General features: G+C 46.2%; 23 protein-coding genes. 14 read left to right on the forward strand and 9 right to left on the reverse strand.

All coding sequences use genetic code 11. The features are described 5' to 3' along the window. Positions 1–155 precede the first annotated feature (155 nt). Positions 156–902, reverse strand: coding sequence for an EAL domain-containing protein (locus tag BMX05_RS11730; protein ID WP_245710716.1), 747 nt, complete (start codon positions 900–902; stop codon positions 156–158). A gap of 233 nt (positions 903–1,135) precedes the next feature. Here BMX05_RS11730 and proC point away from each other — a divergent pair, with 233 nt between their 5' ends. Further along, positions 1,136–1,981: a pyrroline-5-carboxylate reductase gene (gene proC, locus BMX05_RS11735; RefSeq protein ID WP_093312271.1), complete on the forward strand. Its 846-nt coding sequence runs from the start codon at positions 1,136–1,138 to the stop codon at positions 1,979–1,981. A gap of 23 nt (positions 1,982–2,004) precedes the next feature. Continuing rightward, the gene (locus BMX05_RS11740; RefSeq protein WP_093312274.1) at positions 2,005–2,757 is read left to right on the forward strand and encodes an MlaA family lipoprotein; all 753 of its coding nucleotides are present in this window, start codon (positions 2,005–2,007) and stop codon (positions 2,755–2,757) included. Between the two features lie 94 nt (positions 2,758–2,851). Here BMX05_RS11740 and BMX05_RS11745 read toward each other — a convergent pair whose 3' ends face one another. Continuing rightward, a complete protein-coding gene (locus tag BMX05_RS11745; protein WP_093312278.1) occupies positions 2,852–4,030 on the reverse strand; it encodes a pyridoxal phosphate-dependent aminotransferase in 1,179 nt (392 codons plus the stop codon). 17 nt (positions 4,031–4,047) lie between these two features. Continuing rightward, positions 4,048–5,952: an ABC-F family ATP-binding cassette domain-containing protein gene (locus BMX05_RS11750; protein WP_093312280.1), complete on the reverse strand. Its 1,905-nt coding sequence runs from the start codon at positions 5,950–5,952 to the stop codon at positions 4,048–4,050. 93 nt (positions 5,953–6,045) lie between these two features. On the opposite strand from BMX05_RS11750, the gene BMX05_RS11755 reads away from it, so the two are divergent. The 3 genes from BMX05_RS11755 (at position 6,046) to BMX05_RS11765 (ending at position 7,949) form a co-directional block, all read left to right on the forward strand. Next, positions 6,046–6,600 carry a TIGR02444 family protein gene (locus BMX05_RS11755; protein WP_177166899.1) on the forward strand — a complete coding sequence of 185 codons (555 nt, stop codon included), beginning with the start codon at positions 6,046–6,048 and terminating at the stop codon, positions 6,598–6,600. Beyond that, on the forward strand, positions 6,600–7,094 hold the full coding sequence (locus BMX05_RS11760; protein WP_177166900.1) for a DUF4124 domain-containing protein: 495 nt from the start codon (positions 6,600–6,602) through the stop codon (positions 7,092–7,094). Before BMX05_RS11755 ends, BMX05_RS11760 begins: the two co-directional genes overlap by 1 nt. Positions 7,095–7,202: 108 nt before the next feature. After that, positions 7,203–7,949 carry a BamJ family beta-barrel-assembly machinery protein gene (locus tag BMX05_RS11765; RefSeq protein ID WP_093312290.1) on the forward strand — a complete coding sequence of 249 codons (747 nt, stop codon included), beginning with the start codon at positions 7,203–7,205 and terminating at the stop codon, positions 7,947–7,949. A 104-nt stretch (positions 7,950–8,053) separates the two neighbouring features. Here BMX05_RS11765 and BMX05_RS11770 read toward each other — a convergent pair whose 3' ends face one another. Next, on the reverse strand, positions 8,054–8,704 hold the full coding sequence (locus BMX05_RS11770) for a thiol:disulfide interchange protein DsbA/DsbL (protein ID WP_093312294.1): 651 nt from the start codon (positions 8,702–8,704) through the stop codon (positions 8,054–8,056). A 278-nt stretch (positions 8,705–8,982) separates the two neighbouring features. Between BMX05_RS11770 and dksA the strand changes: the two genes are divergently transcribed. The 6 genes from dksA (at position 8,983) to aroE (ending at position 17,666) form a co-directional block, all read left to right on the forward strand. Continuing rightward, positions 8,983–9,420, forward strand: coding sequence for an RNA polymerase-binding protein DksA (gene dksA, locus BMX05_RS11775; protein ID WP_093312297.1), 438 nt, complete (start codon positions 8,983–8,985; stop codon positions 9,418–9,420). An 87-nt stretch (positions 9,421–9,507) separates the two neighbouring features. Next, complete coding sequence (gene gluQRS, locus BMX05_RS11780; protein WP_093312299.1) at positions 9,508–10,422, forward strand: tRNA glutamyl-Q(34) synthetase GluQRS; 915 nt, start codon at positions 9,508–9,510, stop codon at positions 10,420–10,422. Between the two features lie 58 nt (positions 10,423–10,480). Beyond that, a complete protein-coding gene (locus tag BMX05_RS11785) occupies positions 10,481–13,318 on the forward strand; it encodes a valine--tRNA ligase (protein WP_093312302.1) in 2,838 nt (945 codons plus the stop codon). Between the two features lie 101 nt (positions 13,319–13,419). Then, complete coding sequence (locus BMX05_RS11790) at positions 13,420–14,394, forward strand: ABC transporter substrate-binding protein (RefSeq protein ID WP_177166901.1); 975 nt, start codon at positions 13,420–13,422, stop codon at positions 14,392–14,394. Between the two features lie 2 nt (positions 14,395–14,396). After that, complete coding sequence (locus BMX05_RS11795) at positions 14,397–16,811, forward strand: EAL domain-containing protein (RefSeq protein WP_093312309.1); 2,415 nt, start codon at positions 14,397–14,399, stop codon at positions 16,809–16,811. Between the two features lie 18 nt (positions 16,812–16,829). After that, complete coding sequence (gene aroE / locus BMX05_RS11800; protein ID WP_093312314.1) at positions 16,830–17,666, forward strand: shikimate dehydrogenase; 837 nt, start codon at positions 16,830–16,832, stop codon at positions 17,664–17,666. Here the strand turns inward: aroE and BMX05_RS11805 are convergent. Together BMX05_RS11805 and thiO are read right to left on the reverse strand one after the other, a co-directional pair. Then, complete coding sequence (locus tag BMX05_RS11805) at positions 17,643–19,484, reverse strand: choice-of-anchor L domain-containing protein (protein WP_093312319.1); 1,842 nt, start codon at positions 19,482–19,484, stop codon at positions 17,643–17,645. The genes aroE and BMX05_RS11805 overlap by 24 nt on opposite strands. An 18-nt stretch (positions 19,485–19,502) precedes the next feature. After that, positions 19,503–20,612 (reverse strand): glycine oxidase ThiO, encoded by a 1,110-nt coding sequence (gene thiO, locus BMX05_RS11810; protein ID WP_093312323.1) that lies wholly within the window; start codon positions 20,610–20,612, stop codon positions 19,503–19,505. A gap of 121 nt (positions 20,613–20,733) precedes the next feature. Between thiO and BMX05_RS11815 the strand changes: the two genes are divergently transcribed. The 3 genes from BMX05_RS11815 (at position 20,734) to BMX05_RS11825 (ending at position 23,273) form a co-directional block, all read left to right on the forward strand. Then, complete coding sequence (locus tag BMX05_RS11815) at positions 20,734–21,270, forward strand: methylated-DNA--[protein]-cysteine S-methyltransferase (RefSeq protein WP_218139050.1); 537 nt, start codon at positions 20,734–20,736, stop codon at positions 21,268–21,270. An 82-nt stretch (positions 21,271–21,352) separates the two neighbouring features. After that, the gene (locus BMX05_RS11820; protein ID WP_093312328.1) at positions 21,353–22,237 is read left to right on the forward strand and encodes an NAD(+) kinase; all 885 of its coding nucleotides are present in this window, start codon (positions 21,353–21,355) and stop codon (positions 22,235–22,237) included. A 16-nt stretch (positions 22,238–22,253) separates the two neighbouring features. Next, complete coding sequence (locus BMX05_RS11825; RefSeq protein ID WP_093312332.1) at positions 22,254–23,273, forward strand: metallophosphoesterase; 1,020 nt, start codon at positions 22,254–22,256, stop codon at positions 23,271–23,273. Positions 23,274–23,414: 141 nt separating this feature from the next. Here the strand turns inward: BMX05_RS11825 and BMX05_RS11830 are convergent, their stop codons facing one another. From BMX05_RS11830 to BMX05_RS11840, 3 genes are all read right to left on the reverse strand, one after another. Beyond that, a complete protein-coding gene (locus BMX05_RS11830) occupies positions 23,415–24,341 on the reverse strand; it encodes a DNA cytosine methyltransferase (RefSeq protein ID WP_093312336.1) in 927 nt (308 codons plus the stop codon). 134 nt (positions 24,342–24,475) lie between these two features. After that, entirely contained in the window at positions 24,476–24,952 is a 477-nt protein-coding gene (locus BMX05_RS11835) for a hypothetical protein (RefSeq protein ID WP_093312341.1), read from the reverse strand. Between the two features lie 14 nt (positions 24,953–24,966). Beyond that, positions 24,967–26,085, reverse strand: coding sequence for a hypothetical protein (locus tag BMX05_RS11840; RefSeq protein WP_093312344.1), 1,119 nt, complete (start codon positions 26,083–26,085; stop codon positions 24,967–24,969). Between the last annotated feature and the right edge of the window lie 105 nt (positions 26,086–26,190).

The raw sequence follows: 26,190 nt of genomic DNA on the forward strand, positions 1-26,190 counted from the left end.
TGGAGCGACTGGAGCGGGGACAGCGGCCTAAGCCACTGTCTAGTGAAGGCGTGACGAAACAGGAAGGTTCTCGGGGTGACTCAAGAACCCTCGCCCAAAGCGCGAAGCGCGGCGGGCGGGGAGTGTCAGCTGCCTAGGTCCACTGAAGATCTAGGTTAAGCAGTGGCAGGGCTTTGTACAAAGGCGCTACGAAATAAAAAACCTTGTGCATAGTCGATGTGTAATTCGCGTGCCCAATCGAGGTGCTGCTGAGTTTCTACCCCTTCTAAAATCACTTGTTTTTCTGTGGCATGGGCAAATTGAATCAAATGCTGCAATAGATGACGGGCTTGTCCACCTTGCCAACGCACTAACCAATCGCGTGCTAGCTTAATATAACGCACGCCCGCAAGGACATCTAAAGCCACTAAAGAATCCTCCGCACCCACATCATCCAAAGCTAAAGGGATACCGGCTTTGCCAAAACGTTTTAGCATGGCAATACTTAAACGCGCATCACTGACGGAGCTATTTTCGATAATTTCCACTACAGCTTGCGGACAAGTAGCTACCAAATCCACTAAGGGATGTTCAGGTTCACTGAGAAAGACTTCAAACGCATCCTGATCGATATTTAAAAAGAGTGCCTGGGTCTGGGGTGCATATTGAACTTGGTGCTGCTTAATCCGATATTCCATTTGGAATAAGCTCAGCGGACTGGTATGCAAAGCTTGAAACACCCAATCAGGACGTAGGTTTTGCCCTTGTGGACAGCGAAAACGGGCCAAGGCCTCATAACCGATAGGCGTTAGGTGGCGTACGTCCATGATGGGTTGGTATTCAGCTGCGATACCGCGCCCCTCTAACAAAGCTAATAAAGTGCTTGGCGGAAGATGAATGCCCACATCAGCAGATAAGCTCAAACAGCCTCTCCTTGAATCTTAAAAGTACTATTGAAACAAACACCTAGGGCATTCGCCTGTGTATTTCTCAAAGTGAGCATACTAAGCAAAGCCTAGAAAAGATGCAAATTATTCTCATAAGAATAACCTTCTTATTTGCTGCGGTAAGGCTGACCCTTGTGTGGGTGATCCCTGACTTTACCAGATCTGCTATCATGCTGGTTTTGAGCTGGTTTTCGCTATAGGGAGCACATATGGCACAAGTATTACAAAAGCGTTTAGCCTTTATTGGTGCGGGGAATATGGCCAATGCCATTATTGGTGGCTTACGTCAACAAGGGCTGGCTGCGGATCTTATCTATGCCTCGAACCCAGAGGCGAGCATCCTCGCAGAACTGCAACAAACGTATGGGATTCATACGCAAACATCAAACTTAGAGGTGGCGCGCCAGGCCGAGATTTGGGTATTAGCAGTTAAACCACAAATTTTGCGCCAAGTGTGCCAAGAATTAAGTGCATTGGCACGCCAGCAGCGCCCGTTAATTATTTCCATTGCTGCCGGCGTAACTTTAGAGATGTTGGGCGATTGGTTAGGCGCACAAGATTTACCCTTAATACGCTGTATGCCCAATACCCCAGCTTTAGTAGGTGCAGGAGCTTCCGGTTTATACGCGAATGCACAGGTGACCGAGGAAGAAAAAGCCAGTGCGCAAGCGCTGATGCAAGCGGTTGGTATTAGTTTATGGGTGGAAGAGGAAGCCTTAATTGATGCAGTCACAGGTATCTCAGGTAGTGGCCCTGCGTATTTCTTCCTTGCAATGGAAGCCTTAGCCGCTGCGGGCGAAGCACAAGGTTTAACCCCTGAAGTTGCACGCCAACTCAGTTTGCAAACCGCTTTAGGGGCTGCACGAATGGCTTGTGAAAATACAGTGGATGTGGCTGAGCTGAGACGTCGGGTGACGTCACCTAAGGGAACAACGGAGCGCGCGATTCAAAGTTTTGAAGCTGCTGGTCTTCGTCAAATCTATCAAGATGCAGTACAAGCCGCAGTCACCCGTAGCCAAGAATTGGCACAAGAATTAGCAAACGCCTCCAAATAATCTAACGGATAAGGAATACGACCATGCTGCGGCAGCTTATGATGGGATTAGTGGCAATTAGCTTGCTTAGTGGATGCGCAGGTGCACAAAAAGCGCCACAACAAGAAGAAGCCGATTCTGCGCTAGAAACTTACAATCGGGCCATGTTTGGCTTTAACGATACTCTAGATACTTACGTTCTGCGTCCTTTGGCGCAAGGCTATCAATGGGTGACACCTGAGTTAGCACAAGAAGGTATTGCTAATATTTTCAATAATCTAGGCGATGTAAAAACCGCAACCAATGCCTTGTTACAAGGTAAATTCCAACAGGCTGCGCAAGATAGTGGTCGTTTTCTGATGAATTCCACTTTAGGGATTTTTGGGATTTTTGATGTGGCTACACCCTTTGGCTGGCAGCGCCATGATGAAGACTTTGGCCAAACCTTAGCGGTTTGGGGCGTCCCCCAAGGGCCTTATGTTGTATTGCCTTTGTTAGGCGGTTATCAATTAACCCATGCTTTGAGCCTAGCGCCAGATGCCTACCTTGCCCCAATCCGCCATATGGATGCGCATGAAAGTGCGGAAAATGTCGCCCTTGCATTAGATACGGTGCAAACCCGTGCCCAGTATTTGAACCAAGAGGGCTTAATCCAAGGTGATAAGTACTTATTTTTAAAAGATGCCTATCTACAAAGACGCCAATTTTTAATCCAAGATGGGCGTTTGGAAGAAGATCCTTTTGCAAACTCAGCAGAAGCTGATTTTGATTATGATGCTGAAGCTTTTGCGGATTAATAAGCAAACTTGACGCTCCCCATCCCTGTTGTCTTCACAAAGGATAGAGATGGGGCTTGACGTCCCTCACCCAAAGGGTGAGGAAAACCAAGAGCTAAGCAATAAAATCTCGGATACGCTGTACCGCTTCTTCCAATCTCGGTAAATCACAAGTATAGGCAAGCCGAATACTTTGACGTGCCCCTTGTACACCGAAATCTAAGCCGGGTGTGACGGCAACCCCTTGAGTATTCAGTAAGTTTTGGCACCAAGCCATGGCATCTTCCGTTAAATGATCAATCCCTGCATATACATAAAAGGCACCTTGCGGCATCACAGGGACTTGCATACCTAAAGCACGTAATGCAGGTACCAGATAATCACGGCGCTCGGCTAAAATTTGCCGTCTTTGCTGTAAAATTGCCTGAGCTTCTGGGGTAAAAGCGGCCAAGGCTGCATATTGCGCAGGGGTAGAAGGCGCAAGAAAAATATTCTGTGCTAATTTCTCTACCGCCGCTTGTGCCCCTTCTGGGACTACTAACCAACCTAAACGCCAGCCGGTCATGCCAAAATATTTGGAAAAACTATTAATCACTAAAGCATCCGCATCTGTTGCTAACGCGGTATGATCTGGCACGTCATAAGTCAAACCTTGGTAAATTTCGTCTACTAATAAATGACCACCCCGCGCGCGCACCGCTTGGCTGATCTGGGCGAGATGTTGTGGGGTCACTAAAGTCCCTGTGGGATTGGCTGGGGATGCCAGCATTAACATGCCTGTATTGGCTTGCCAATGTTGCTCGATGTGCTGTGCACTTAGCTGAAAATCTGTACTGGCATCGACAGGGATTAACTGGGCTTGTCCACCCATCAGTGCCATAAAGTTACGATTACAAGGATAGGTTGGATCTGCCATCATCACTTGCATCCCTGGATTAACCGTCAAGGCGCTAGCGAGTAATAACGCCCCTGATGCCCCTGGGGTAACAAAGATACGTTCGGGCGCAACCTGTACTTGGAAACGCTGTGCATAATCATCACTAATGGCTTGACGCAATGCAGGTAAACCGGCAGCTGGCGTGTATCGTGTGTGGCCTGCAGCCAATGCTGCTTGCCCTGCTGCAATAATAGGTTCGGGGGTGGGGAAGTCTGGTTCTCCCACCTCCAAATGAATAATATCGCGCCCTTGCGCGGCCAAAGCTTGGGCATCGGCCAGTAAGCGCATCACATGGAAAGGTTGGATGTTGTCTAGGCGCTGTGCCCAAGTGGGTGTAGAAACAGGATGCTGGGTCATATAGTTACCTAGCTGTTTTAGTTTAAGGATTCGCTTTCAGCGCTTTCTAAGGTATCGGTGATTTCGAGCCACTGGGTTTCTAGGGTTTCTAACTGGGCTTGATATTCACCTTGCTGTTTTAATCGCTGTTGTAATTCGGTTTTGCGTTGCGGATTGGTGTACAGATCCGCATCTGCCAGTTGGGTTTCTACCTCGGCTACCGCCTCTTGTACTTGGGTCATCTGGTGCTCTATTTGGGTCAACTGGCGTTTGAGTGGCCGTAAAGCTTCCCGCTTTTGCGCCGCCAGCCGCCGGGCTTCTTTGCGATCTTCTTTCACTTCCCTTGTTGTTGTTATACTAGGTGCTGGCTGCTGACCTTCTTTCGCCCAAGCTTGGTAATCGTCTAAATCTCCTTTAAATTCTGTTACTTGGCCATTCGCCACCAACCAAAATGTATCCACCGTATCCCGTAACAAGTGCCTATCGTGGGAAACCAGAATCACAGTGCCACTAAAGGCTTGTAGTGCAATATCTAACGCATGGCGCATATCCAAGTCTAAGTGGTTGGTTGGCTCATCCAGAAGCAGCAAATTCGGTTTCTGCCATGCAATCAAGGCCAAGGCTAAGCGGGCTTTTTCCCCACCAGAAAAACCTTGAATACTACCGGTAGCCTCTTCCCCATGAAAACCAAAACTGCCAAGAAAACTACGGATTTCTTGCTCGCTAGCTTGTGGGCTAAGACGCTGAATATGCAGCAAGGCAGACGCTTTTAAATCCAAGGCTTCTAATTGATGTTGCGCAAAATAACCGATGTAAAGATGTTCGCCACGCACCTCCTGCCCCTCAAGTAAGGGCAAGTGGCCTACTAAGGATTTAATCAGTGTTGATTTGCCTGCACCATTGGGGCCAAGCAAACCGATTCTTTGCTCAGGTAAGAGGCTTAAATTCACCCTTTGCAAGATAGGAGTCTGTTCCTGATAGCCAAGGCTGGCATTATGCAGGTTAATTAAAGGGGAAGAGGTTTTATCCGCAGCGGGAAATTCAAAACTAAAAGGTGAATCCACATGTGCCGGTGCAATTTTTTGCATACGCTCTAAGGCTTTAATCCGGCTTTGTGCTTGTTTGGCTTTGGTCGCTTTGGCACGGAAACGATCAATAAAATGTTGCATATGCGCCATTTGTGCTTGCTGCTGCTGATAAGCGGCGGCTTGCTGGGCTAAACGCTCAGCGCGGGCACGCTCAAACGCGGAATAATTGCCTGTATAAAGGACCAGTTGCTGCTGATCAAAATGGACAATATGATCAACGACGGCATCTAAAAAGTCTCTATCATGCGAGATCAACAGCAAGGTGCCAGGGTATTGGCGCAATTTAGATTCTAACCATAAAGTGGTTTCTAAATCCAAGTGGTTAGTTGGCTCATCGAGCAAGAGAACTTCCGAAGGTTGCAAAAGAGCACGCGCTAAATTTAAGCGAATTCGCCAACCGCCAGAAAAAGAAGAGACGGGCTGTTGCATTTGTTGCATCTGAAAGCCTAAACCTAGCAAGAGCTCTTCGGCTTGATTGGGCAAACGATAAGCATCTAAATCATCAAGTTGGCTATGCAAATGGGCGATGGCTTGCATATTGTGTGCTTTTTCTGCCACGGCAAGTTGCGCTTGTACTTGTCGGTAGGTGTGATGACCATCCAACACGTATTCTCGTGCAGGACGTTCTAAGGTTTCTACTTCTTGCGCCATATGCGCGATGCGTGTTTTTGCGGCAATAGAAACTTGGCCAGCATCTGCTTGTAACTCACCAAGCAAGAGTTTAAAGAGGCTCGATTTTCCGGCACCATTACTGCCTAAAACCCCGACTTTTTGCCCCAAATGTAGGCTGAGATTGCATTTTTCTAGTAAAGTCTGGGTACCCCGTTGCAGAGTGACTTGCTCTAGTGTCATCATGATGTGGTATTCCTGGAAAATCTTGGCGTGGTTGCCCTGAGAGCGGGTTGCTCTAGGTATGATTGAAAATAGATGAAAAAGGCAGGAGTGCCTGTGCAGTTAGATTATGATAACCCATTTTGGCGCTTTTCATTGCGCCTTTACCGTTTGCCCAGTATTGAGCGCGCTTGTCTCCACTTACAAGACACTACAGGGGCCTCTGTCAATGAGCTTTTATTTGCTCTTTGGCTAGCGCAGCAACGTTTTGCTTTTACGCAGGATTGGGAGCGGGCGCGTCAAGGCGTGCGCGCTTGGCAACAAAAATATACCCAAAGTTTGCGTGCGCAAAGACGTGAGTTAAAACGCCTCGCACTTGAATTACCAGAAAGCCCAGTGTCTTCTCTATATCAATTAATTCAAAAAGCCGAATTGCTCGCAGAACAACAAGAACAAGCCTTGTTATATTATTGTTATCAGCAAGAACAGGGAATGCAGAAAGTTTCCCAACGTCACGGGGCTTTATGCACTAATTTAGTCACCTGTTTTCCAGCTGGGCAATCCATTGCGCGCCCTTCTCTTGAGGTCCTCCTTGGCGTGACCTTGGAAGGGCCTTTGGTAAATGAATGTGCAAATCGTATTTTAGAGGCTTATGCCAGCGAGAACGTCTGATGAAACTCATGCTGAAGTTGATGTTAATGCTCCTTGTTTTGGCCATGATTTTACCTATGGCCTTAAAAGGTCCAGATGGGCGCCCTTTGATGCGCTGGCAAGATTGGTTGGCAGAAGATACCCCGCAGGCTTCAGGTTCTTCTGCGTCAGGCCATTTTTCTACATCAACACCCGCTTCTTCTCAGGCACCTGCACCGGCACAAAAAATCTACCGCTGGCAGGATGAAACGGGACGTTGGCATTTTTCTGATACGCCACCTTTAGCAGGTCAAGCGCAAGAAGCCCCAAAAGCGCATTTGAATCTTGTCACTTCACAAGCAAGGTCAACCTCTGCAGATCAGCATGAGCCCATGTCATCCGTGCCATCGGCGATGGATACACAAACGCCCTCCTTGCCAGATGCCGCCTTAATTTTGCACAATGCGCGAGAGGTACGAGATTTAACCCATGAGCGTCAACAACTCACTGAAGATGTCTCTACCTATGCGCGTTAGCAATTTTTTACCCTAATGCCTGTCCAAAGTACACCTAAAGGCAAGTACGCATTTTGTAAGCAAGCAGCCTTTACTGCCTATTTGATTTTGTCATAGTAAGGACCTTTAATGAAAAAACTTCTTTCTGCCGCAGTTTTAGGGGGTACACTCGCTGCCTCATTCACCGCAAATGTTGGCTTCGCTGAGCAACTGAAGCTTGAAACTGAAGAAAGCCGCCTCGGTTACACCCTTGGGGTCATTATGGGGCATCAGCTAAAGTCTAATGTGGATGATCTGGATATCGAAGCTTATAGCCAAGCCATCCGTGACATTTACGAAGGCGTTGAGCCACAGATGAGCAAGGAAGAAGCTCAGGCGACTTTCCAAGCCTTCCAGCAGCAAAAAATGCTTGAGCAACAAGCAGAATTTGAAAAGCAAGCCCAAGCCAATAAAGAGAAAGGCGAAGCTTTTCTTGCAGAAAATGCGGATAAAGAAGGCATTCAAACCACAGAATCTGGCTTGCAATATAAAATTGTCAGCGCGGGCGAAGGCGCTAAACCAGGTTTAGAAGATACAGTGAAGGTCAACTATGAAGGGACCTTGATTGGTGGTGAAGTCTTCGATAGCTCCTATGAACGTGGCGAGCCTGTGACTTTTAAGGTGAATCAAGTGATTCAAGGTTGGCAAGAAGCCTTGCAGATGATGCCAGCCGGTTCGACTTGGATGCTCTATATCCCAGCAGAACTTGCTTATGGCCAAGGGGGGACAGGCGGCCCTATCGGTCCTAACGAAACCCTGATTTTTAAAGTGGAATTGTTAGAAGTGACGCCAGCTACCCAAGAAGCCAGTGCAGAAGAAGCACCTGCGGGTGAGTAAGCGCTTTTCTTAATTAGGAATAAGACACAAACGCCTTCCAAAAGAAGGCGTTTTTTTGTGTCCATCATAGGCGTGAGAAAACGGGCGTGAGAAAACGCAAGTATTTAATCTTTTTGTAACAGATAATCAATAACTTGAGTGACTTTTGCTTCCCCACCGGCGGAACCAATATCAATAAGATATTGGCCATCAACAATCACCGCAGGGACTCCCATCACACGGTAAGCGCGTACTTGTGCCGCTTGTTGGCGCAGTTGGCTTTCCACTCCAAAGGAATACAAAGTCTTTTTAAAGGTTTCTTTATCTACACCCAAATCAGCATAAAAGTCAGCTAAGGCTTGTTCCGAAGCCATGGGTTGCCCTTCTTGGTGAATGTGATCAAACAAGAGCTTATGGGCTTTATCTTGGACGCCAAGGGCTTCACCGGCATGATAAGCACGCGCATGCAGTTCCCAAGAAGGATTCAGCACTGCGGGTAAATGGACAAAATGAACATCTGCGGGCAATTTTTGCGCCCAAGCACTGAGGTAAGGGTCTAAGCGATAGCAATGGGGGCAGCCATACCAAAATAAAGCAACCACCTCATGCTCACCTTCTGGCACTCGGGTTGCCACCGTTTGCGCTAAACGCTTGTATTCTTTGCCTTCTGTATAGGTTTCGGCAGCAAGCGCTTGTGTACTTGTGCCGAGAAAGCTTGCGACAAGTGTGAGCGTGATGGCGGCCAAATGGGTGCGCCAAGAAACAGCAACTGACATGATAGAAGATCTCCTTAACAATAGAGGAAAGAAAATTGCGCTAGAATGCTAGCTTGATTTCCCAAGACGTCATAGCAAGGGCATCAAAAAAGCACCAGCTTGGTGTCAAATTTTTGCGCAAAAGTTGCATTTGCAGGCTATTTCCTATAAATAAGCAAAACTCTTAAGCTAGGTGCACATCCTTGTGGGCCTAGTTCACAAGGCTAGAAAACTGATGCAGCTCAGGTTTTCTGGTGACCTCTCCCATAAAGGGACGGATCAATATAGGGGGCAGCCGTATGCCACAGACACAAGAACACATCGACATTTTGCAAAAATTTACGCCTTATCAAGCGAAGAAAGATGAGGAGTATATGAATGAGCAACAGTTAGCGCATTTCCGGCAAATTTTGCAGTCTTGGAAGCAAGAACTACAAGATGAAATGACGCGCACTGTGCAACATATGCAAGAAGGCGTGATGAATCTGCCTGATCCTGCAGATCGTGCGACGCAAGAAGAGGAGTTTAGCTTAGAGTTACGTGCGCGTGATCGTGAACGCCGTTTGCTTCGTAAAATTAACAGTGCGCTAGATCGTCTAGAAAAAGATGACTATGGCTACTGTGATGAGTGTGGCGTAGAAATTGGTATTCGTCGTCTTGAAGCACGTCCAACGGCAACTTTGTGTGTGGACTGCAAGAGTTTAGCAGAAATTAAAGAACGTCAGTTAGGTAAGTGATCTTAACCTAAAAACGTGCTTACGACCTAGGCAAGGTGGATCTGCCTTGCCTTTTATTTCCTTGTTTAAAACCCTTCTTTGTTCCCTATGTGGCGTTCATCTGTAACTTATCCCTTGCCTCTCCCTGATCAAGGGTATCGTGGCCGCTTTGCCCCTACGCCATCAGGACCTTTGCATTTTGGTTCTCTTGTCACCGCCCTTGCCAGTTACTTAGATGCGAAGGCCCATCAAGGGCTTTGGTATGTACGTATTGAAGATCTCGACCCACCGCGAGAACAAGCAGGGGCTGCGGCCGATATTTTACGTACGTTGGAAGCTTTTGGCCTGTATTGGGATGGCGAAGTTGTGTACCAAAGCCAGCGCCAAGCCCTGTATGCAGAGTGTATGCACACGCTCATACAGCAGCAAGATGCCTTCGCTTGTACTTGCTCACGTAAACAATTAGCTGGATATGCTATCTACCCAGGTTGGTGTTTGCAGCAGGTGGCGGATACTTCTCAACCACATGCATGGCGTTTGCGGATGCCTGAACAAACTTGTGAGGTACAAATTCAGGATCGATGCCAAGGTGTATACACTTGGGATCTTAGCCAGCTGACCTCTGTGGTTTTGCAACGCAAAGATGGGCCTTATGCTTATCAGCTTGCAGTGACCTTTGATGATGCGGCGCAAGGGATGACCCATATTGTGCGTGGCAGTGACTTATTAACAAGTACCCCTTGGCAAATTGATTTGCAACACCGCCTAGGTTATCGACAACCCCAATATTTGCATTTACCTGTCGTTTTAGCAGCCAATGGGCAAAAGCTCAGTAAGCAAAACCATGCCCCCGCTTTGATACCAGCACAGGCGCCCCAGTTGCTCTATCAGGCTTTACATCTTTTAGGTCAAGCACCTGATCCACACATGCAATCGGCACGCATTGATGAGATTTTACCCATTGCTATCAAAAATTGGCAACCACAAGCCATCCCTAGGGTTTTAAGCCTATATCAGAGGTAAATCTGGTAAGATAAGATTTTAATTTTTCTGTGTAATCTGCTGTGAGGCGCACTTAGCTATGCAAAAAACTTACCAACCCGAAGCGATTGAAAAGCACTGGTATACACAGTGGGAGACAAATAACCACTTTGCGCCCAGTGGACAAGGGTCCCCCTATTGCATCATGATCCCGCCGCCGAATGTCACAGGTAGCTTACATATGGGGCATGCATTCCAAGATACCCTGATGGATACCCTAACACGTTGGCAACGGATGCAGGGTAAAAATACTTTATGGCAAGTAGGGACCGATCACGCAGGGATTGCCACCCAAATGGTGGTTGAACGTAAATTGGCTGCAGAAAGTGGACAAACGCGCCACCAACTAGGGCGGGAAACTTTCTTAGATAAAGTCTGGCAGTGGAAAGCGGAGTCTGGCGGGACAATTACCCGGCAATTACGCCGTATGGGCGCATCGGTTGATTGGAGCCGTGAGCGCTTTACTATGGATGATGGTTTTTACAAAGCAGTGCAAGAAGTCTTTGTGCGTTTGCATGAAGAAGGTTTGATTTATCGTGGTAAGCGTTTAGTCAATTGGGACCCTGTGCTACATACTGCCATTTCTGATTTGGAAGTGGAAAACCGTGATCAGCAAGGTCATATTTGGCATTTGAAATATCCATTAGCTGAAGGTGCTACCACGGCTGAAGGTAAAAATTATTTAGTCGTTGCAACCACGCGTCCGGAAACCCTATTAGGGGATACTTGTGTTGCCGTACATCCTGAAGATGAGCGTTATCAAAATCTGATAGGTCACTATGTGGATCTGCCTTTGGTCGGGCGTCGCTTGCCCATTATTGCAGATACCTATGTGGATCGAGAATTTGGCACTGGCTGTGTCAAAATTACCCCAGCGCATGACTTTAATGATTACGAAGTGGGTAAACGTCATCAACAAGTGTTAATTAATGTGATGACGCCGGAGGCAAAAATTCGTGCGCAAGCGCAGATCTTTACTCTAACCGGAGAGGCTGTCACGGATGTGGATGCTAGCTTGCCAGCCGCTTATGCGGGGTTAGATCGTTTTGAAGCTCGTGAGCGTATTGTAGCTGATTTAGAAGCGCAAGGCTTGCTAGAAAAAATCGAAGCCCATGCAAATAAGGTACCTTATGGTGATCGTTCTGGGGTGGTGATTGAGCCTTTATTAACAGATCAATGGTTTGTCAAAATTGCGCCTTTAGCAGAACCAGCGATTAAAGCGGTAGAAGAAGGCCAGATTCAATTTGTACCTAAGCAATACGAAAATATGTATTTTGCTTGGATGCGGGATATTCAAGACTGGTGTATTTCACGCCAATTGTGGTGGGGACACAGAATTCCGGCTTGGTATGATGAGCAAGGCACCCCTTATGTCGGGCGCACAGAAGCTGAAGTCCGTGCGAAATATCAACTAGGTGAAGAAATCCAATTACATCAAGATGAGGATGTATTGGATACTTGGTTTAGTTCAGCACTTTGGACTTTTGGCACCCTGGGTTGGCCAGAGCAAACGCCTGAGCTTAAGACCTTCCACCCAACGGATGTTTTGGTCACTGGCTTTGATATTATTTTCTTCTGGGTCGCGCGTATGATTATGATGACCTTGAAGTTTACCGGTGAAGTGCCCTTTAAAACCGTATACGTCCACGGTTTGGTGCGCGATAGCCAAGGGCAGAAAATGTCCAAATCCAAAGGGAATGTACTAGATCCTTTGGATATTATTGATGGTATCAAGTTAGAAACCTTAGTGACCAAACGCACTCAAGGCATGATGCAGCCACAATTAGCGCAAAAAATCGAAAAAGCTACGCGCAAAGAATTTGCCGAAGGCATCGAAGCGCATGGCACAGATGCGCTGCGTTATACCTTCTTATCCTTGGCGACCACAGGCCGAGATATCAAGTTTGATATGGGCCGCCTTGAAGGTTACCGCAATTTCTGTAATAAATTGTGGAATGCTGCGCGTTATGTGTTGATGAATACGGAAGGTCAAGACTGTGCACAAGCTGGCGGCGAATGTACTTATTCCTTGGCAGATCGCTGGATTCAAGCGCGTTTGCAACAAACTGAAATCCAAGTCAATCAAGCTTTGCAAGATTTCCGTTTTGATCTGGCGGCGCAAGCACTCTATGAATTTATCTGGAATGAATACTGTGATTGGTATTTAGAGCTCTCTAAACCTGTTTTATGGGATGAGGATGCTTCTGAGGCGCAACTAAGAGGCACGCGCGCAACGCTAGTGCAGGTTTTAGAAGCCATCTTGCGTCTTGCGCATCCGATGATGCCTTATATTACGGAAGAAATTTGGCAAAAAGTTGCGCCTTTAGCCGGTTGTGCCGGCGAAACCTTGATGACGCAAGCTTGGCCAAGTGCCGATGTCAGTAAAATCGATGAACAAGCCATTGCCGATATTGAATGGTTGCAAGCTGTCATTTTGGCAGTGCGTAATCTGCGTGGGGAAATGAATATTCCACCTGGTAAGGCGTTGGATGTACTCCTGCGTCAAGGAGATGTGCAAGATGCTCGTCGTTTACAAGAAAATCAACGCTTTTTGCAGAAATTAGCCAAGCTTGCCAGTGTACGTTGGTTAGCAGAAGCAGAGGAAGTACCGCCTGCGGTTACTCAAGTAGTGGGGACAATGGAAGTTTTAGTCCCTATGGCGGGCTTGGTCGATAAAGCCGCGGAACAGGCACGTTTGCATAAAGAAATCCAGCGCTTACAACAAGAAATCCAGCGCGTGCAAACCAAGCTTACTAATCCGAACTTTGTCGATAAGGCACCGGCGGCTGTGGTTGCTAAAGAACAAGCAAAACTGGATGATGCTCGTCAGGTAGAACAAAAACTCACCGAGCAGTTGCAGAAAATCAGCGCACTCTAAGTGAACGCAAATTGCAAATCAAGGTGGGCACAAGTGGCCCACCTTATGTAATAACGCAAGCTTGCGTGTGCAAGATTCGCTTCCTAGGTATGAGGGTGTTTATGGCTCGCAATCTTCTTTCTAGACTAGGCACAGGGGTATTGGTGCTTAGCATTTTAGGCTTGTTGGTCGGCTGTATGCAAAAGCCCCAACCTATTTTAAAAATAGGGGCTAATCATTGGCCTGGCTATGCCCCCTTGTATCTTGCAGATGAACAAGGCCACCTGCAACGAGAGCAGATTCAGTTGGTAGAATATCCCAGCACCTTAGCAGTGATGCGTGCTTTGCGTAATGGGATTTTAGATGCTGCAGCTGTCACTTTAGATGAAGCCTTATTGTTGGCTGATTCTGGATTAGCTTTAGATATTTTATTAGTTGCGGATGTTTCCTTAGGTGCTGACTTATTAATTAGCCAACCAGACTTGACCCGTGCACAAGATTTAAAAGGAAAAAAAATTGGCGTAGAGGCGACGGCACTAGGTGGATATTTATTAAAACGCTTTTTAACTCTCAATCAATTAAATCCTGATGATGTTCATGTGGTTACCTTACCTGTGAATAAACATATGCAAGCATTTGCAGAAAAAAAAGTAGATGCTGTGATTACTTTTGCTTCGGAAGTCGCCCATTTAGCAGCAGAAACCCAATATCAGGTATTATTTGATACTCGGGATATTCCCAACGAAGTGGTCGATATTTTAGTGATTCGGCGTCAAGAAAATCAGGCATGGGAAAGCCATATTCAAGCCCTGTTAACTGCTTGGTTCCAAGCTTTGACCTTATGGGAGTTACAGCCTTATCAACAAGACGCTGCTTTAATGCGGCGTTTAAATATTAATGCGGCTGCGTTAAAAGAAAGTCTACAAGGGATGCAAATGGGCACTTTGGCGCTCAATCGCACCTTGCTTACGCAAGGCCAACTAGAGGCGAGCTTACAAAAAGTACGCACTTATCTTTATCAGCAAGGACGTTTGCTAAATCCAAAAGCTGATTTAGGCGTGATTGAAACGGGTTTACTTGAGCAAGTGGAGCGCTAGTTATGTGGGCATCACTGTCATTACGTTGGAAATTTCCTGCCCTCTTATTAAGTACGGGTTTGTTTTTTGCCTTATATCTATTTGTGTTTCATATTCCGCAAAGTATTTCTAATACTGGCTATCAGTGGTTAAGCACTGTGCATCAGATGTTGGCTTTGCAACAAGGCAGTTTTAATGACCATTTGCGTGCAGGGCGTTTTGCGGATTTGGAAATGGAATTAGCCGATTTAGGCACCATTGAAGGCATTCAATGGGCTTTTGTTGCCGATGCACATAACCAAGTACAGGCTTCAACCCGTTTAGCTTGGCGTGGTCAAAAGATTAATGAATTAAATTTATTACAATTTGATGCAAGTTATTTAAATAAAACCCGTGCGAGTGGACGTCATCAGCTGCAAAAAATCGGTACCCATACTTATTTATCTTATTATCCATTACGTCAACAAAGTTACACCCTAGCTGCTGATAGTGTGCTGGTTGTGCGTTTGGATTTTAGTTATTTAATGAAAAACGTACAGTATGCCGCTGTCGTACAAGCGCTGGAAGCAATTGGGGTGTTAGTGGCGCTGGCTTTGGTATTGATGGTGCTGATTCATCGTTGGATTACCCAGCGTCTTGCTAAAATTGATACCTGTGCGGTGTCTGTCTCACAAGGTCGCTATGAAGCGCGCGTCCATTTTGATGGGCAAGATGAAATTAGCCAGCTTGCCACGACCTTTAATGAGCTTGCCGAGCAGATCCAAGCCGAACGTCAGCGCATTGTAGAAAGTGAGCAGAGAATGCGTGCTATTTTGACCAGCTCACCTGATGCCATTATTGTGGTCAACGCGAGTTTGACGATTACCAATAGCAATCCTGCGGCACAGCAATTATTTGGTTTAGCACCTGCCCAGTTACATCAAAAGCCTCTAGCCGAGTTATTAAGCCCCTTGCCAAATTTGCATCCACAAACGTATCACCAAGAAACACGTACGAGCACACAAGAAAGTCTTGGCGTGCATGTGAGTGGGGTGAACTTTGATGCCGAGGTCACCAGTGCTGCCGCTGAAGTGGATGGGAATCCACACTTTATTTTAATTGTGCGTGATGTCAGTGAGCGCAAACGTACGCAAGCAAAACTAGATTATCTGGCGTATCACGATATTCTCACCAGCGCACATAATCGCACGTATTTACTGACATGTTTAGAGCGCGTCCTTAACCAAACACCCGCGCCCACTTTGGCTCTTTTGTATATCGATTTGGATCATTTTAAGACGATTAATGACAGTCTCGGTCATGAATTAGGTGATGAGTTGCTCTGCGCTGTTGCTGATCGTTTGGGCACTTTTGTAGAAATTGACGGTGTATTGGCACGTTTAAGTGGCGATGATTTTGTACTTTTCGTCCAAGGTGAGCTAGATCAAGCCAGTGTGAATACCTTAGCCAATCGGGTGCTCAATGCCTTTGAATTACCTTTTGAGTTAAGAGGGTATGATCTCTTTTTAACTGTGAGTATCGGGATCACTTTACATAAGAAAACCCACTTAGGTGCGCGTCAGTTATTAAAAGAAGCTGATTTGGCCATGTATGAGGCCAAACGCCTTGGGCGTTCAACCGCATGTTTTTATGATATGAAGCTGGCCGCTGCGTTAGAAGAGCGCATGGCACTGGAAAATGAATTGCGCCAAGCCTTAATGAATGGCGAGTTTGAGTTATTTTATCAACCGCAAATTAGCGTAAGTGACACACAGTGTGCTGTTGTCGAGGCCTTATTGCGCTGGCATTCTCCAGCGCGAGGTGTGGTCTCCCCTGTGGTTTTTATTCCTGTATTGGAAGAGACAGGGATGATTTTAGAAGTCACTGCTTGGGTTCTGCGCCAGTCTTGCCGCCAAGCAAAAATCTGGCGTCAACAAGGGATTAATCTGCGTATTTCGGTCAATTTATCCGCGCTAGATTTCCGGCAAACGGATTTGGTTAGCCGCATTGAACAGATTTTACAAGATGAAGCTGTGCAGGCAGATTGGATCGAATTGGAAATTACCGAAAGCGCATTGCTGGATGATATTGACCGTACTTTGTGCATTTTGCACCAGTTGAAAGAATTAGGCTTGAGCGTGCTGATGGATGATTTTGGTACAGGCTATTCTTCTTTAAGTTACTTAAAGCGTTTTCCTTTTGATGGCTTGAAAATTGACCGTAACTTTGTGAAAGATTTGCCAGAAGATACCAGTGATGCCGCTTTAGTCTCTGCGGTATTGGCCATGGCCAAGGCGATGGGCTTAGATGTGGTTGCAGAAGGGGTCGAAACCGTCGAACAACAACAAATGCTCGCTGATTTGGGCTGTCCACGTTTGCAAGGGTATTTGTTTAGTCGGCCCGTGAGTGCACAGGAATTGCTGGCATTGGATATGTTTACAACCTACCCAACCCCTTAATGATCAAGGAAATGTGTTATGGATCAGTATGCTGTTTTTGGTCATCCGATAGCCCATAGTCGCTCACCACAAATCCACCGAATGTTTGCTCAGCAAACCCAGGAAAACCTAGAATATCAGGCTATTTTAGCGCCGTTAGAAGGATTTGCAGCCAGTTGGCGTACTTTTGTGGCTCAAGGTGGATGTGGTGCGAATGTCACTGTGCCTTTTAAGCAAGAGGCGCTCAGTGTCTGTGATACCTTATCGACACGTGCCCAGCAAGCGCAGGCAGTCAATACCCTGATTGTGGATCAGCAAAGTGGTCAAGTACAAGGGGATAATACTGATGGTGTCGGCTTGGTACGGGATATTCAAACCCATCTCAACTATAGCCTAGCCAATAAGCGTGTACTGATTTTGGGCGCTGGTGGTGCAGTGCGTGGCATCATCCAGCCTTTGTTAGAACAAGGGGTGCACACTTTGCATATTGCCAATCGGACCCCGCAAAAAGCCCAGGCTTTAGTGGTAGCCTTTACTGGTCCCTTGAGTGCAAGTGCTTTGGATACTCTAGATCAGATGGCGGCCTTTGATGTGGTGATCAATGCAACGTCTGCGAGTTTAAGTGGCCAAATGCCCACTTTGCCAGCGAGCTTACTCACAACAAAAAGTCTTGCGTATGATCTGGTCTATAGCGCACAGGCCACGCCCTTTATGCAATGGGCGCAGCAAGCAGGTGCAGGCCAGGTCGCAGATGGTTTGGGGATGTTGGTTGAGCAAGCTGCGGAAGCCTTTTATCTATGGCGACAAGTGCGCCCGCACAGCGCACCTGTGTTAGCGGCTTTACGTGCGCAATTAAGCGCCAACCAAGGCAAGTAACTCTGAAAGTTGCAGATCCTGCACGCCGGCATAGGCATAGCTTTGATGGTCGGCATGTTCGATTGCGAGAGTCAGCCCAGAATCAAAATTGAGGGTCAAACGATTATCAAAGACTTGGTGATCTGTGATGGCTAAACTGGCATCAAACTGGATGTGATTGCTAGAAAATAAGTCACTGATATTCAAATAACCTTGCGCACCCTGACCAAACTGATAAGTATCTGCCCCTAAACCGGCGTTGAGTACCGCTAGCTCGGGGGCTTGATTGATTTGCCATACATCTGCTTGCCCCGTACTGAGCAACGCGGAAGAAGTGGTCACTGTCAGCGGGTTGAGCTGCAAACTCTGCTCGGTAAACTGGATCGCTTCTACTCCAAGTAAGGCATCTGTGCCTTGTGCGTGTTGGATTTGCCAACCTTGGTTGCCTTGATAACTGAGCTTGATTTGTGACAAATCTTGGTTATAGCGCACTGTATCCCAGCCTGCGCCAGCATAAATACTGTTATGGCCCTCTCCTGAGTAAATCAAATCATCCCCTGCACCTGCCAGCACTTGGTTATAGCCACTGAGTGGGCGGATTTCATCCTTGCCGGCACCTGCATCAATATGGTTATTAGTGCTGGTGCCTAGAATTTGATTGTCTTGTGCATCGCCTGCTAAAGCCTGCACTACACCTGCACTTTGTGCTAAATGCGTCATCAAAAAACTTTGCACGCTTTGCGCACTCACAGTTTGGCTAGCGCTGGGAGTTTCCTCATTCGTGGTATCTTCACCTGTATCTGTCGGATCCTTTTCCCATGCGAGCACGCGTAAATTGGAAACAAACAGTGCCGAGTCAAATAAGGCATCACCGACGTCTGTAATACCGATTTGCAATTGATTCGTGCCTGCTTTAATCGGTAAATACAAGCTGAGTACTTGGCTAATCCCATCATATTCGATCGGGATAGGACTGCTATCAGAACTCCCATCATCCACAATCACGCCACCGCCGCCAATTGAGCCGCTGCCTGTACCGCCACCTATCAAAGAGCCACCACTGGTGCCGCTATTGTCTGTTGTGTTCGTATTGCCACCCCCGAGAATGGATCCCCAACCACCAGGCCCCAATAAGCTACCTGTGCCTGAGGTGTTGCCTGAATCGCCGGTATTATCTGGGGTATCTTCTGTCTCTGTGGCGTTTGGTGTCTCTGTGCTGCTATCAGAATCCGTATCCGTGCTTGTCTCTGGCGTAGCACTAGTTTGCTGGTTGTTATTAATAAAGAGCTCAGGATACTTGGACGCGGTCGCTATGCTTAATGGCTGATCTTTATTTGGGTAACCGGCTTGATTAAAGTAACCGTAATTGGTGCCATTCATGACCAAAGCGGCCAAGTCGGCGTATTGGCCTTGAGTGAATTCTGGATATTCTTCAGACGCCAGCACAAGATCGAGGCGTAAGCCGTAAGCATATTCAGTTTCGACATCAAAGGTGAGCTCAAGCACACTCGTATCATAAATGGGAATGGCTGTACCATAGGTTTGTTCGACCACACTTTGCATGGGGGCATAGCCGGCATTGCCGAGCTGATGCGAAAAACCTGAGCTGGTGTTGGTATTTTGAATTAGGGCGCTGCCTGTGGTCATGACAAAACCAGCCCCCAACCCTAAGCTATCAATAGAGCCATCATAGAAGGCGATAGATGGGGTATAGCTAGTTGCTGAGCCACCTAAAAGGCTGGCACTTTGTAAATTGAAACCTGCACTTGGGGTGAGACTAGCGACTAAATCGCTGGCATTGCCTGAGGTAAAAGAAGTCAAAGCACTACTGACGGCCATAAAAAATCCCTCTTAAAATCAAGGTTGCGCGGCTTGAATACGCGCGCTGGGTAAGTAAGGGGCTGGATCAAGACTGGTGGGGCGCTCGAGTAGTGTCTCTGTTAATAGGCGTACTGCCGCTGGTGCGAGCACTAAACCATTGCGGAAATGCCCTGCATTGATGTAGAGGTTTTGGTAACCAGGAACCGCGCCAATCCAAGGAATGCCGTCAACGGAACCAGGACGCAAACCCGCCCAATGGTGTTCAATCGGGAAATCGGCCAAAGCAGGGATGATACGATACGCCGTTTCTTGCAAAGAAAGGCGTGCTTCTTCACAGGTTTGCTTATCAAAACCTACATATTCTAGGGTGCTGCCCGCTAGAATACGTCCATCGGCACGTGGGATCACATAACGCCCATCCATTAGTACCACACCTCGTACAAGGTTTGGCACGGCTTTAAAGAGGATCATTTGCCCACGGACTGGTTGAATTTGCGAATGAATTCCTAAATCGCTCAGAAGCTGCCCTGTCCAAGCACCAGTTGCTAAAATCACTTTGCGTGCACTAAAGACCGCTTGAGCGGTTTCTACACCTAGAACTTCACCATCTTGAATTCGTAAGGCACGAATTTCGGTATTTTCGAGTAAACGCACTCGAGGATTGAGCTCTAAGGAACGTTTTAACGCTTGTCCCAGCCTTGGATTGCGAATGCTAGCGGTATCTGGCATCCATAAAGCGCTTTCGCAATGGGGGGCGGCTTCTGGTTCACGGTCATACAAAAAGGCCTTATCGACCACCTGCATACGTTTGCCTTGGGCCTGTGCCCAAGCGAGGGCTTCGGCTTGATCGGCAACCCGTAGAAATAAAGCGCCTTCTGTGCGTAGTTCAGGATCTATGCCAGTTTCTTGTAAAAGCTCGGCGGCCAGTTTGGGATAAGCTGCTTGTGAAAGAGAGGCCAAAGCAGTAATAGGATCTGAGTAGCGCCAAGGGTATAAGGGCGAGACAATACCGCCGCCTGCCCAAGAAGATTCTTGAGCGCAGGCACCGCGCTCAATTAAGGTTACACCGGCCCCTGCTTGGCTTAACTCACGGGCTAACATCAAACCAATGACACCGCCACCTACAATGACAAAATCATTTAACATACTCACTTCCTATCGCAAAAAAATCACACGTCTTTTCGTGTCAATCATGCTAGGCAGAATAGCATAAAGCCTTTGTCTTGGGCTGACATCTTCTTATCTATTTCAATAAAGTGGTGTATAAGTGATTCAATTAAAAAGACTTTTTTCTGAAGTTGAAGCTGTAGAAACGAGCGATTGCATTGTCGACCTACCTCAGGGAGCACGCCTGCTTGTGCAGCTAAAGTGTACGCCCACCGCGATTGTTCAAGTTCAATTAAAGCGATTAACACCTGCGCAAATAGAGCCACCAAGACCTCAAAAAACTAGTAAGCTCGCTCAGGCTGCTTATCAGCAGTTAGTTGCGTATGCGCAAGGCAAGTTACAGGTGTTTGATTTACCCTTGGCTGCTGTGGGAACTGAGTTTCAACATCAGGTTTGGCAGGCCTTGTTGCAAATTCCTTACGCCCATAAGGTGTCTTATCAATCATTAGCGCAAGCAGTGGGCTGTCCTCAAGGTGCGCGCGCGATCGGACAAGCGAATGGACGCAACCCTTGGCCTTTGCTTGTGCCTTGTCATCGGGTGATTCGTGCCGATGGCAGTTTGGGCGGTTATTCTGGTGGTCTCGAGATTAAAAAATATCTTTTAGCCCATGAAAGTCAGATGGCACATCCAGGCTAATCATGCACAAAGATTGCCGATCCGGTAGTGAATTTGCATAATAGCCTCTCCTTCGTTAACTGCGCCCAAGGTACGCATACCCATGGATAACTTTAAAAATATTGGCCTGATTGGTCGCTTGGGAAGCACAAAAGTCGTGGATACGCTGAAGCGCCTGATTCGCTTTCTCACAGATAACCACTATAACGTGATCCTAGAAGAGCAAACGGCGACTGTAATGCTCGGGCATGGTTTACAAGAAGCTTCGCGTAAGTTGATGGGAGAAATGTGCGACCTTGTCATTGTAGTCGGTGGTGATGGTAGTTTGTTAGGTGCCGCGCGTGCTTTGGTACGTGCAGGTACCCCTGTGTTAGGTGTCAACCGTGGGCGTTTAGGGTTTTTAACGGATATTTCCCCAGAAGAAGTCGAGCAAAAAGTCGGCGAAGTCTTGCGTGGTCACTATGTTGAGGAGCATAGGTTTTTACTCGATGCGCATGTGTATCGTCACGGTGAGCCTATTGGTCATGCCGATGGGCTCAATGATGTGGTGCTGCATCCAGGAAAATCTGCGCGTATGATCGAGTTTGATCTTTTTATTGAAGGTCAGTTTGTTTATAGCCAAAGATCAGACGGCTTGATTGTTTCCACCCCCACAGGCTCAACTGCTTATGCTTTGTCTGGTGGCGGACCTATTATGCATCCTAAGCTGGATGCTCTCGTACTGGTGCCTATGTTCCCGCATACTTTATCAAGTCGCCCGATTGTGGTCGATGGTAATAGCGAGATTAAAATCCATATCAGTGATCATAATGAAACTTACCCGCATGTCAGTTGTGATGGGCAAACCCATATCGTGGCTAAACCTGGAGATATTCTTTATATCCGCAAAAAGCCGCATAAACTGCGCTTAATCCATCCGCTGGGACATAATTATTACGAAATTTGCCGGACCAAATTAGGCTGGAGCAGCCTGCAAATGGATTCCTAATCCGCGAGGTGTGAGCATGTCTAGCCCTTGGACCTTACCTGAGTTACCCAAAGATGTTGGTTATGACATCATCGGAGATGTACACGGATGCGGAAATACCCTTTGTCGCCTACTTGAATTGTTAGGCTATCGTGTGCGCTCAGGGGTTTACCGGCATCCCCAAGGCCGTAAAGTGGTGTTTTTAGGGGATATTGTCGATCGTGGTCCACGCATTCGCGAAGCCTTGCATACTGTGTACGCTATGGTGGAAGCGGGCGAGGCTTGGATGGTAATGGGTAATCACGAATACAATGCCATCACCTATTGCCGTCGTAATCGCCAAGGAACGGATTTTTTACGTGAGCATAGCCCGCGTAATAATCGTTTGATTATTGAAACCTTGTCGCAATTTGCGAATTATCCTGATGAATGGGATCATTTTCTTGGTTGGTTTATGGAACTGCCCTTGTTTTTAGATCAAGGGCAATTTCGTGTGGTACATGCTTGTTGGGATACCCGCTTGATTGAACGCTATTGGCAGGCCTATACCAGTGTTTACCTTAACGAGTCTCTATTGCATGAATCGGTACATGAGGGCACTTTCGCTTATCAGGTTATTGAACGTCTGACACGCGGCATTTTATTACGTTTACCTGAAGGTATGGAAATTCGTAGTGGTGATGGTTTTGTGCGCCGTGCTTTCCGTGCCCATTTTTGGGCGCGTGATCCACAAACTTATGGTGATGTGATTTTTCAACCAGATAATTTACCTGATGATTTAGAAGACCAAATGTTAAGTGTATTTGAAAAGCAACAGTTGGCTTATTATGCACTTGATCAAGCGCCCTTATTTATCGGGCATTATTGGTGTGAAGGCATCCCTGCGGTGATGGCACCGAATATTGCTTGTGTGGATTATAGCGCAGTAAAGTATGGCCGCTTGGTGGCGTATCGTTGGGATGGGGAAAAGTGCCTAGATGCGGATAAATTTGTGTGGGTCGATGTATTACGTGAAGAATTCCCTAATGTAGGCGCTCTACCTAATTTATTGGCTTAGTCTATTTCTGGTATAAATGGCCATCTATAAATTGGATACTCCCACACAATAGGGTGGGAATATCTCTTATTAAAATAGAGAGGTTTGCAACATTTCCCCATTCATTTTATCAAGAGTCATAGGGTTGGTGCTTTTTATCTTTTAAGTCTGTAAGTGCAGAAGATAAGGCTTAAGTTGTTTGGCCAGTGCGCGAATGACAGGCACGCAGACGCTATTACCAAATTGCTTATAGGCTTGTACATCACTAACGACAATTTTAAAGTTCTCTGGAAAACCTTGTAATCTAGCGGCTTCTCTCGGGGTGATTTTCCGAGGATTTTTATTGTGTCCCTGATCAATGAGAATTTCTGATCCATCTTTATAGTAACGTGCAGAAATGGTATTCGTGTATGGAGATTCTGCGGTAAATAAGCCATAGCCAAAGCCATTGCCCTTATTTTGATGTGCAAGTTTCCTCCTTTGATGCCCCTGCCATAAACGATCGGATAAAGTATATTTAGCATCAACACTTTTTTCTAGAATATCACCGACTTGTGTTTTTTTTCTTATCGGATCTGGAAAAATAAATTCTTGCTGGCCTTTTAAGGCTAATATGTAAATACGCTCACGATTTTGAGGAACACCGAAATCCTTGGCTGCGAGCACTTTGCTTGCAACATGATAGCCTAAACTTTCCAGTGTCTGTTGCATCACTTGATAAGTTCTACCTTTATCATGCGTTTTTAATCTTTTAACATTTTCTAGCAAAACGATATTAGGTTGATGGTACTCGATTATTTTAGCAATATAAAAAAATAAAGTCCCTCGCGTATCTTCGAAACCTTTCTGGAGGCCAGCTTGCGAGAAGGGTTGACAAGGAAATCCTGCTAGTAATAAGTCAAAATTAGGTATTTCACTTGGATGAATTGCGGTAATGTCACCATGAGGCTGCTCACCAAAATTTGCTTGATAGGTTTGTCTAGCAAATTGATCAATCTCTGAGGAGAAAACACATTTTCCCCCTATCTCATCAAAAGGTAAACGAATACCCCCAATGCCTGCGAATAGATCAATAAATTTAAAACTCATTGTTTTGCCCAGTAGGTTAAATTTTGCGGGATTTCATCCTTGCTTGCACTAATGTTATTGTCGATAGTTTTGATAAAATATCTTTTCAAAAAAACTGTGTAGATCGGGCTGCATTTGCAACCCAATAACACTCATTAATAATAAACCCCTTTAGGATCAAGTAGCTTGATTTTTCCTTGATGGACTTCATTCATCAAAAAATCAAAAAAAGGTGCCAGCCAAGTGCGTAAATCTTCTTTAGAAGGCATCTCTAAACCAGCAAATAAGGGGTCTTCACGTGCCACTTGTGCGCGGCGTGCTGAAATGCAATTTAATAACTGACGCTCAATATCTGAGGCTTTAAACATACGTAGCAAACAAGCCAAAGCTTCATCACTAGCATTACGGAACAAAAGCTGTTGCGTTTTGGCAGGTAATAAGAATAAAGAAAGTAGTAATTGACGATAAACCCCCTGCAAAGCGACATCAGTACTTTTTTTGTCGATGCCTAACTGGGTATCTAAATCAGCTAACAATAACAAGCCATCATGTAAGCTAATATAGCAGCTCATATAAGGGGTTTTAAACGCTAATTCTTGTCGATGAATGCCTAAAGTTAATGCATCGTTCACGAAGTGTTTCTCCATTATTGATTATTCGCTGCTTGACGTAGCGCTTTAATTTTTAAATTGAGATTCTGTAAAAGTTGTGCGAGCTGGCGTCCATCAGGTGCGCCTTGGCTTGCCAAGGTTTGACGCAGTTTTTCTGGTAAAATCCGTGTAAGAATTTGTTGAAATTTTTGACTTTCGACCTGCTGGCTTGCTTGATATAAATGAGCCATTTCTTGGCGACTGACTTGTTTAAGCAAACTTTGAATTAAACTTGGATTTAAAGTCGCCAACTGATCTAAAAAAGCCTTGGCTTTTTGCGCTAATTTTGGATCAAGCGGCGCTGGTGGTGGGGTTTTACTGACAGCTTGTTGATTTTTAGGTAAGGTAGGCGTCACTAAAGTATCTAAAACACGTGCTTGTTCCCACAAAGGTAAATCAACAGACTGTTGCGCTAGTAAATAATACTGGTCGTAGGCTTCTTGGCCTAAAAATTGATTTAATTTATCCATTAAGTTGGATTGGTTAAATTGACGTGCCAGCACCAAAACTTGTGTGAGATGTTCATTTTCTAGACTCTGTAGAAATCTTTGGCTGTCTGCTGGAGGTAAATCGGCCAAGCTTTTAAAATAGGGCAATAAATTTTGTACCTGCTCTTGGGCGGCTTGTGCATTAAACTCTGGGTGAGGCCATTGTGGAATCACACGCCCTTCTGCTACTAGGGTAAGAATATGTTGTAACTGCTGTAATAAGCGCACGAGGTCCTTGAGTGAAACAGGTATTAAATTAAGCACTTGTTCTTCTAATTGCGCATAAGCACGTTCATTCATGGTTTCTTGTAAACGCTCAACAAAACGCGGATATTCACGCCTTGCATAGCGTACCAGCTTGGCTAAAAAAGCCGAGTCGATTTCTTGTAATAGAGTACGAAAACCCTCTTCATCAAACTGGCAAGCGACTTGTAAAAAATAACCACAACGCTGTAGATGCTGTTGTGCTTCAGGTGAGCTGGTCTGTGTATCTTCTAAAGCGTGTAATAATTGGTGTTGTAGCTGATCGCGTAGGGCTTGTCCTTGGTTTAAAGGGATTTGCACATGGCAATAACCAAGCTGGATATGAAGCTGCTCTTTTTGGGTGTAGACACGTGTTTCTAACATACAAGGGTCTCTAATTTGGAAATCAGCACAAAGGATGCATGCAAAGTGCGTATTTTGGCAGGATAGCCGAAGGCGAGTCCTTTAGCTAAAATACTGGGTTCGCAA

This window comes from Allopseudospirillum japonicum, from assembly GCF_900108915.1.
Lineage (GTDB): Bacteria > Pseudomonadota > Gammaproteobacteria > Pseudomonadales > Halomonadaceae > Pseudospirillum > Pseudospirillum japonicum.

What these genes read in the sequence shown, in the direction of transcription:
- proC (WP_093312271.1), top strand. Translation starts at nt 1,136, where the DNA reads ATGGCACAAGTATTACAAAAGCGTTTAGCCTTTATTGGTGCGGGGAAT.
- BMX05_RS11740 (WP_093312274.1), top strand. Translation starts at nt 2,005, where the DNA reads ATGCTGCGGCAGCTTATGATGGGATTAGTGGCAATTAGCTTGCTTAGT.
- BMX05_RS11745 (WP_093312278.1), bottom strand. Translation starts at nt 4,030, where the DNA reads ATGACCCAGCATCCTGTTTCTACACCCACTTGGGCACAGCGCCTAGAC.
- BMX05_RS11750 (WP_093312280.1), bottom strand. Translation starts at nt 5,952, where the DNA reads ATGATGACACTAGAGCAAGTCACTCTGCAACGGGGTACCCAGACTTTA.
- BMX05_RS11760 (WP_177166900.1), top strand. Translation starts at nt 6,600, where the DNA reads ATGAAACTCATGCTGAAGTTGATGTTAATGCTCCTTGTTTTGGCCATG.
- BMX05_RS11765 (WP_093312290.1), top strand. Translation starts at nt 7,203, where the DNA reads ATGAAAAAACTTCTTTCTGCCGCAGTTTTAGGGGGTACACTCGCTGCC.
- BMX05_RS11770 (WP_093312294.1), bottom strand. Translation starts at nt 8,704, where the DNA reads ATGTCAGTTGCTGTTTCTTGGCGCACCCATTTGGCCGCCATCACGCTC.
- dksA (WP_093312297.1), top strand. Translation starts at nt 8,983, where the DNA reads ATGCCACAGACACAAGAACACATCGACATTTTGCAAAAATTTACGCCT.
- gluQRS (WP_093312299.1), top strand. Translation starts at nt 9,508, where the DNA reads ATGTGGCGTTCATCTGTAACTTATCCCTTGCCTCTCCCTGATCAAGGG.
- BMX05_RS11785 (WP_093312302.1), top strand. Translation starts at nt 10,481, where the DNA reads ATGCAAAAAACTTACCAACCCGAAGCGATTGAAAAGCACTGGTATACA.
- BMX05_RS11790 (WP_177166901.1), top strand. Translation starts at nt 13,420, where the DNA reads ATGGCTCGCAATCTTCTTTCTAGACTAGGCACAGGGGTATTGGTGCTT.
- BMX05_RS11795 (WP_093312309.1), top strand. Translation starts at nt 14,397, where the DNA reads ATGTGGGCATCACTGTCATTACGTTGGAAATTTCCTGCCCTCTTATTA.
- aroE (WP_093312314.1), top strand. Translation starts at nt 16,830, where the DNA reads ATGGATCAGTATGCTGTTTTTGGTCATCCGATAGCCCATAGTCGCTCA.
- BMX05_RS11805 (WP_093312319.1), bottom strand. Translation starts at nt 19,484, where the DNA reads ATGGCCGTCAGTAGTGCTTTGACTTCTTTTACCTCAGGCAATGCCAGC.
- thiO (WP_093312323.1), bottom strand. Translation starts at nt 20,612, where the DNA reads ATGTTAAATGATTTTGTCATTGTAGGTGGCGGTGTCATTGGTTTGATG.
- BMX05_RS11820 (WP_093312328.1), top strand. Translation starts at nt 21,353, where the DNA reads ATGGATAACTTTAAAAATATTGGCCTGATTGGTCGCTTGGGAAGCACA.
- BMX05_RS11825 (WP_093312332.1), top strand. Translation starts at nt 22,254, where the DNA reads ATGTCTAGCCCTTGGACCTTACCTGAGTTACCCAAAGATGTTGGTTAT.
- BMX05_RS11830 (WP_093312336.1), bottom strand. Translation starts at nt 24,341, where the DNA reads ATGAGTTTTAAATTTATTGATCTATTCGCAGGCATTGGGGGTATTCGT.
- BMX05_RS11840 (WP_093312344.1), bottom strand. Translation starts at nt 26,085, where the DNA reads ATGTTAGAAACACGTGTCTACACCCAAAAAGAGCAGCTTCATATCCAG.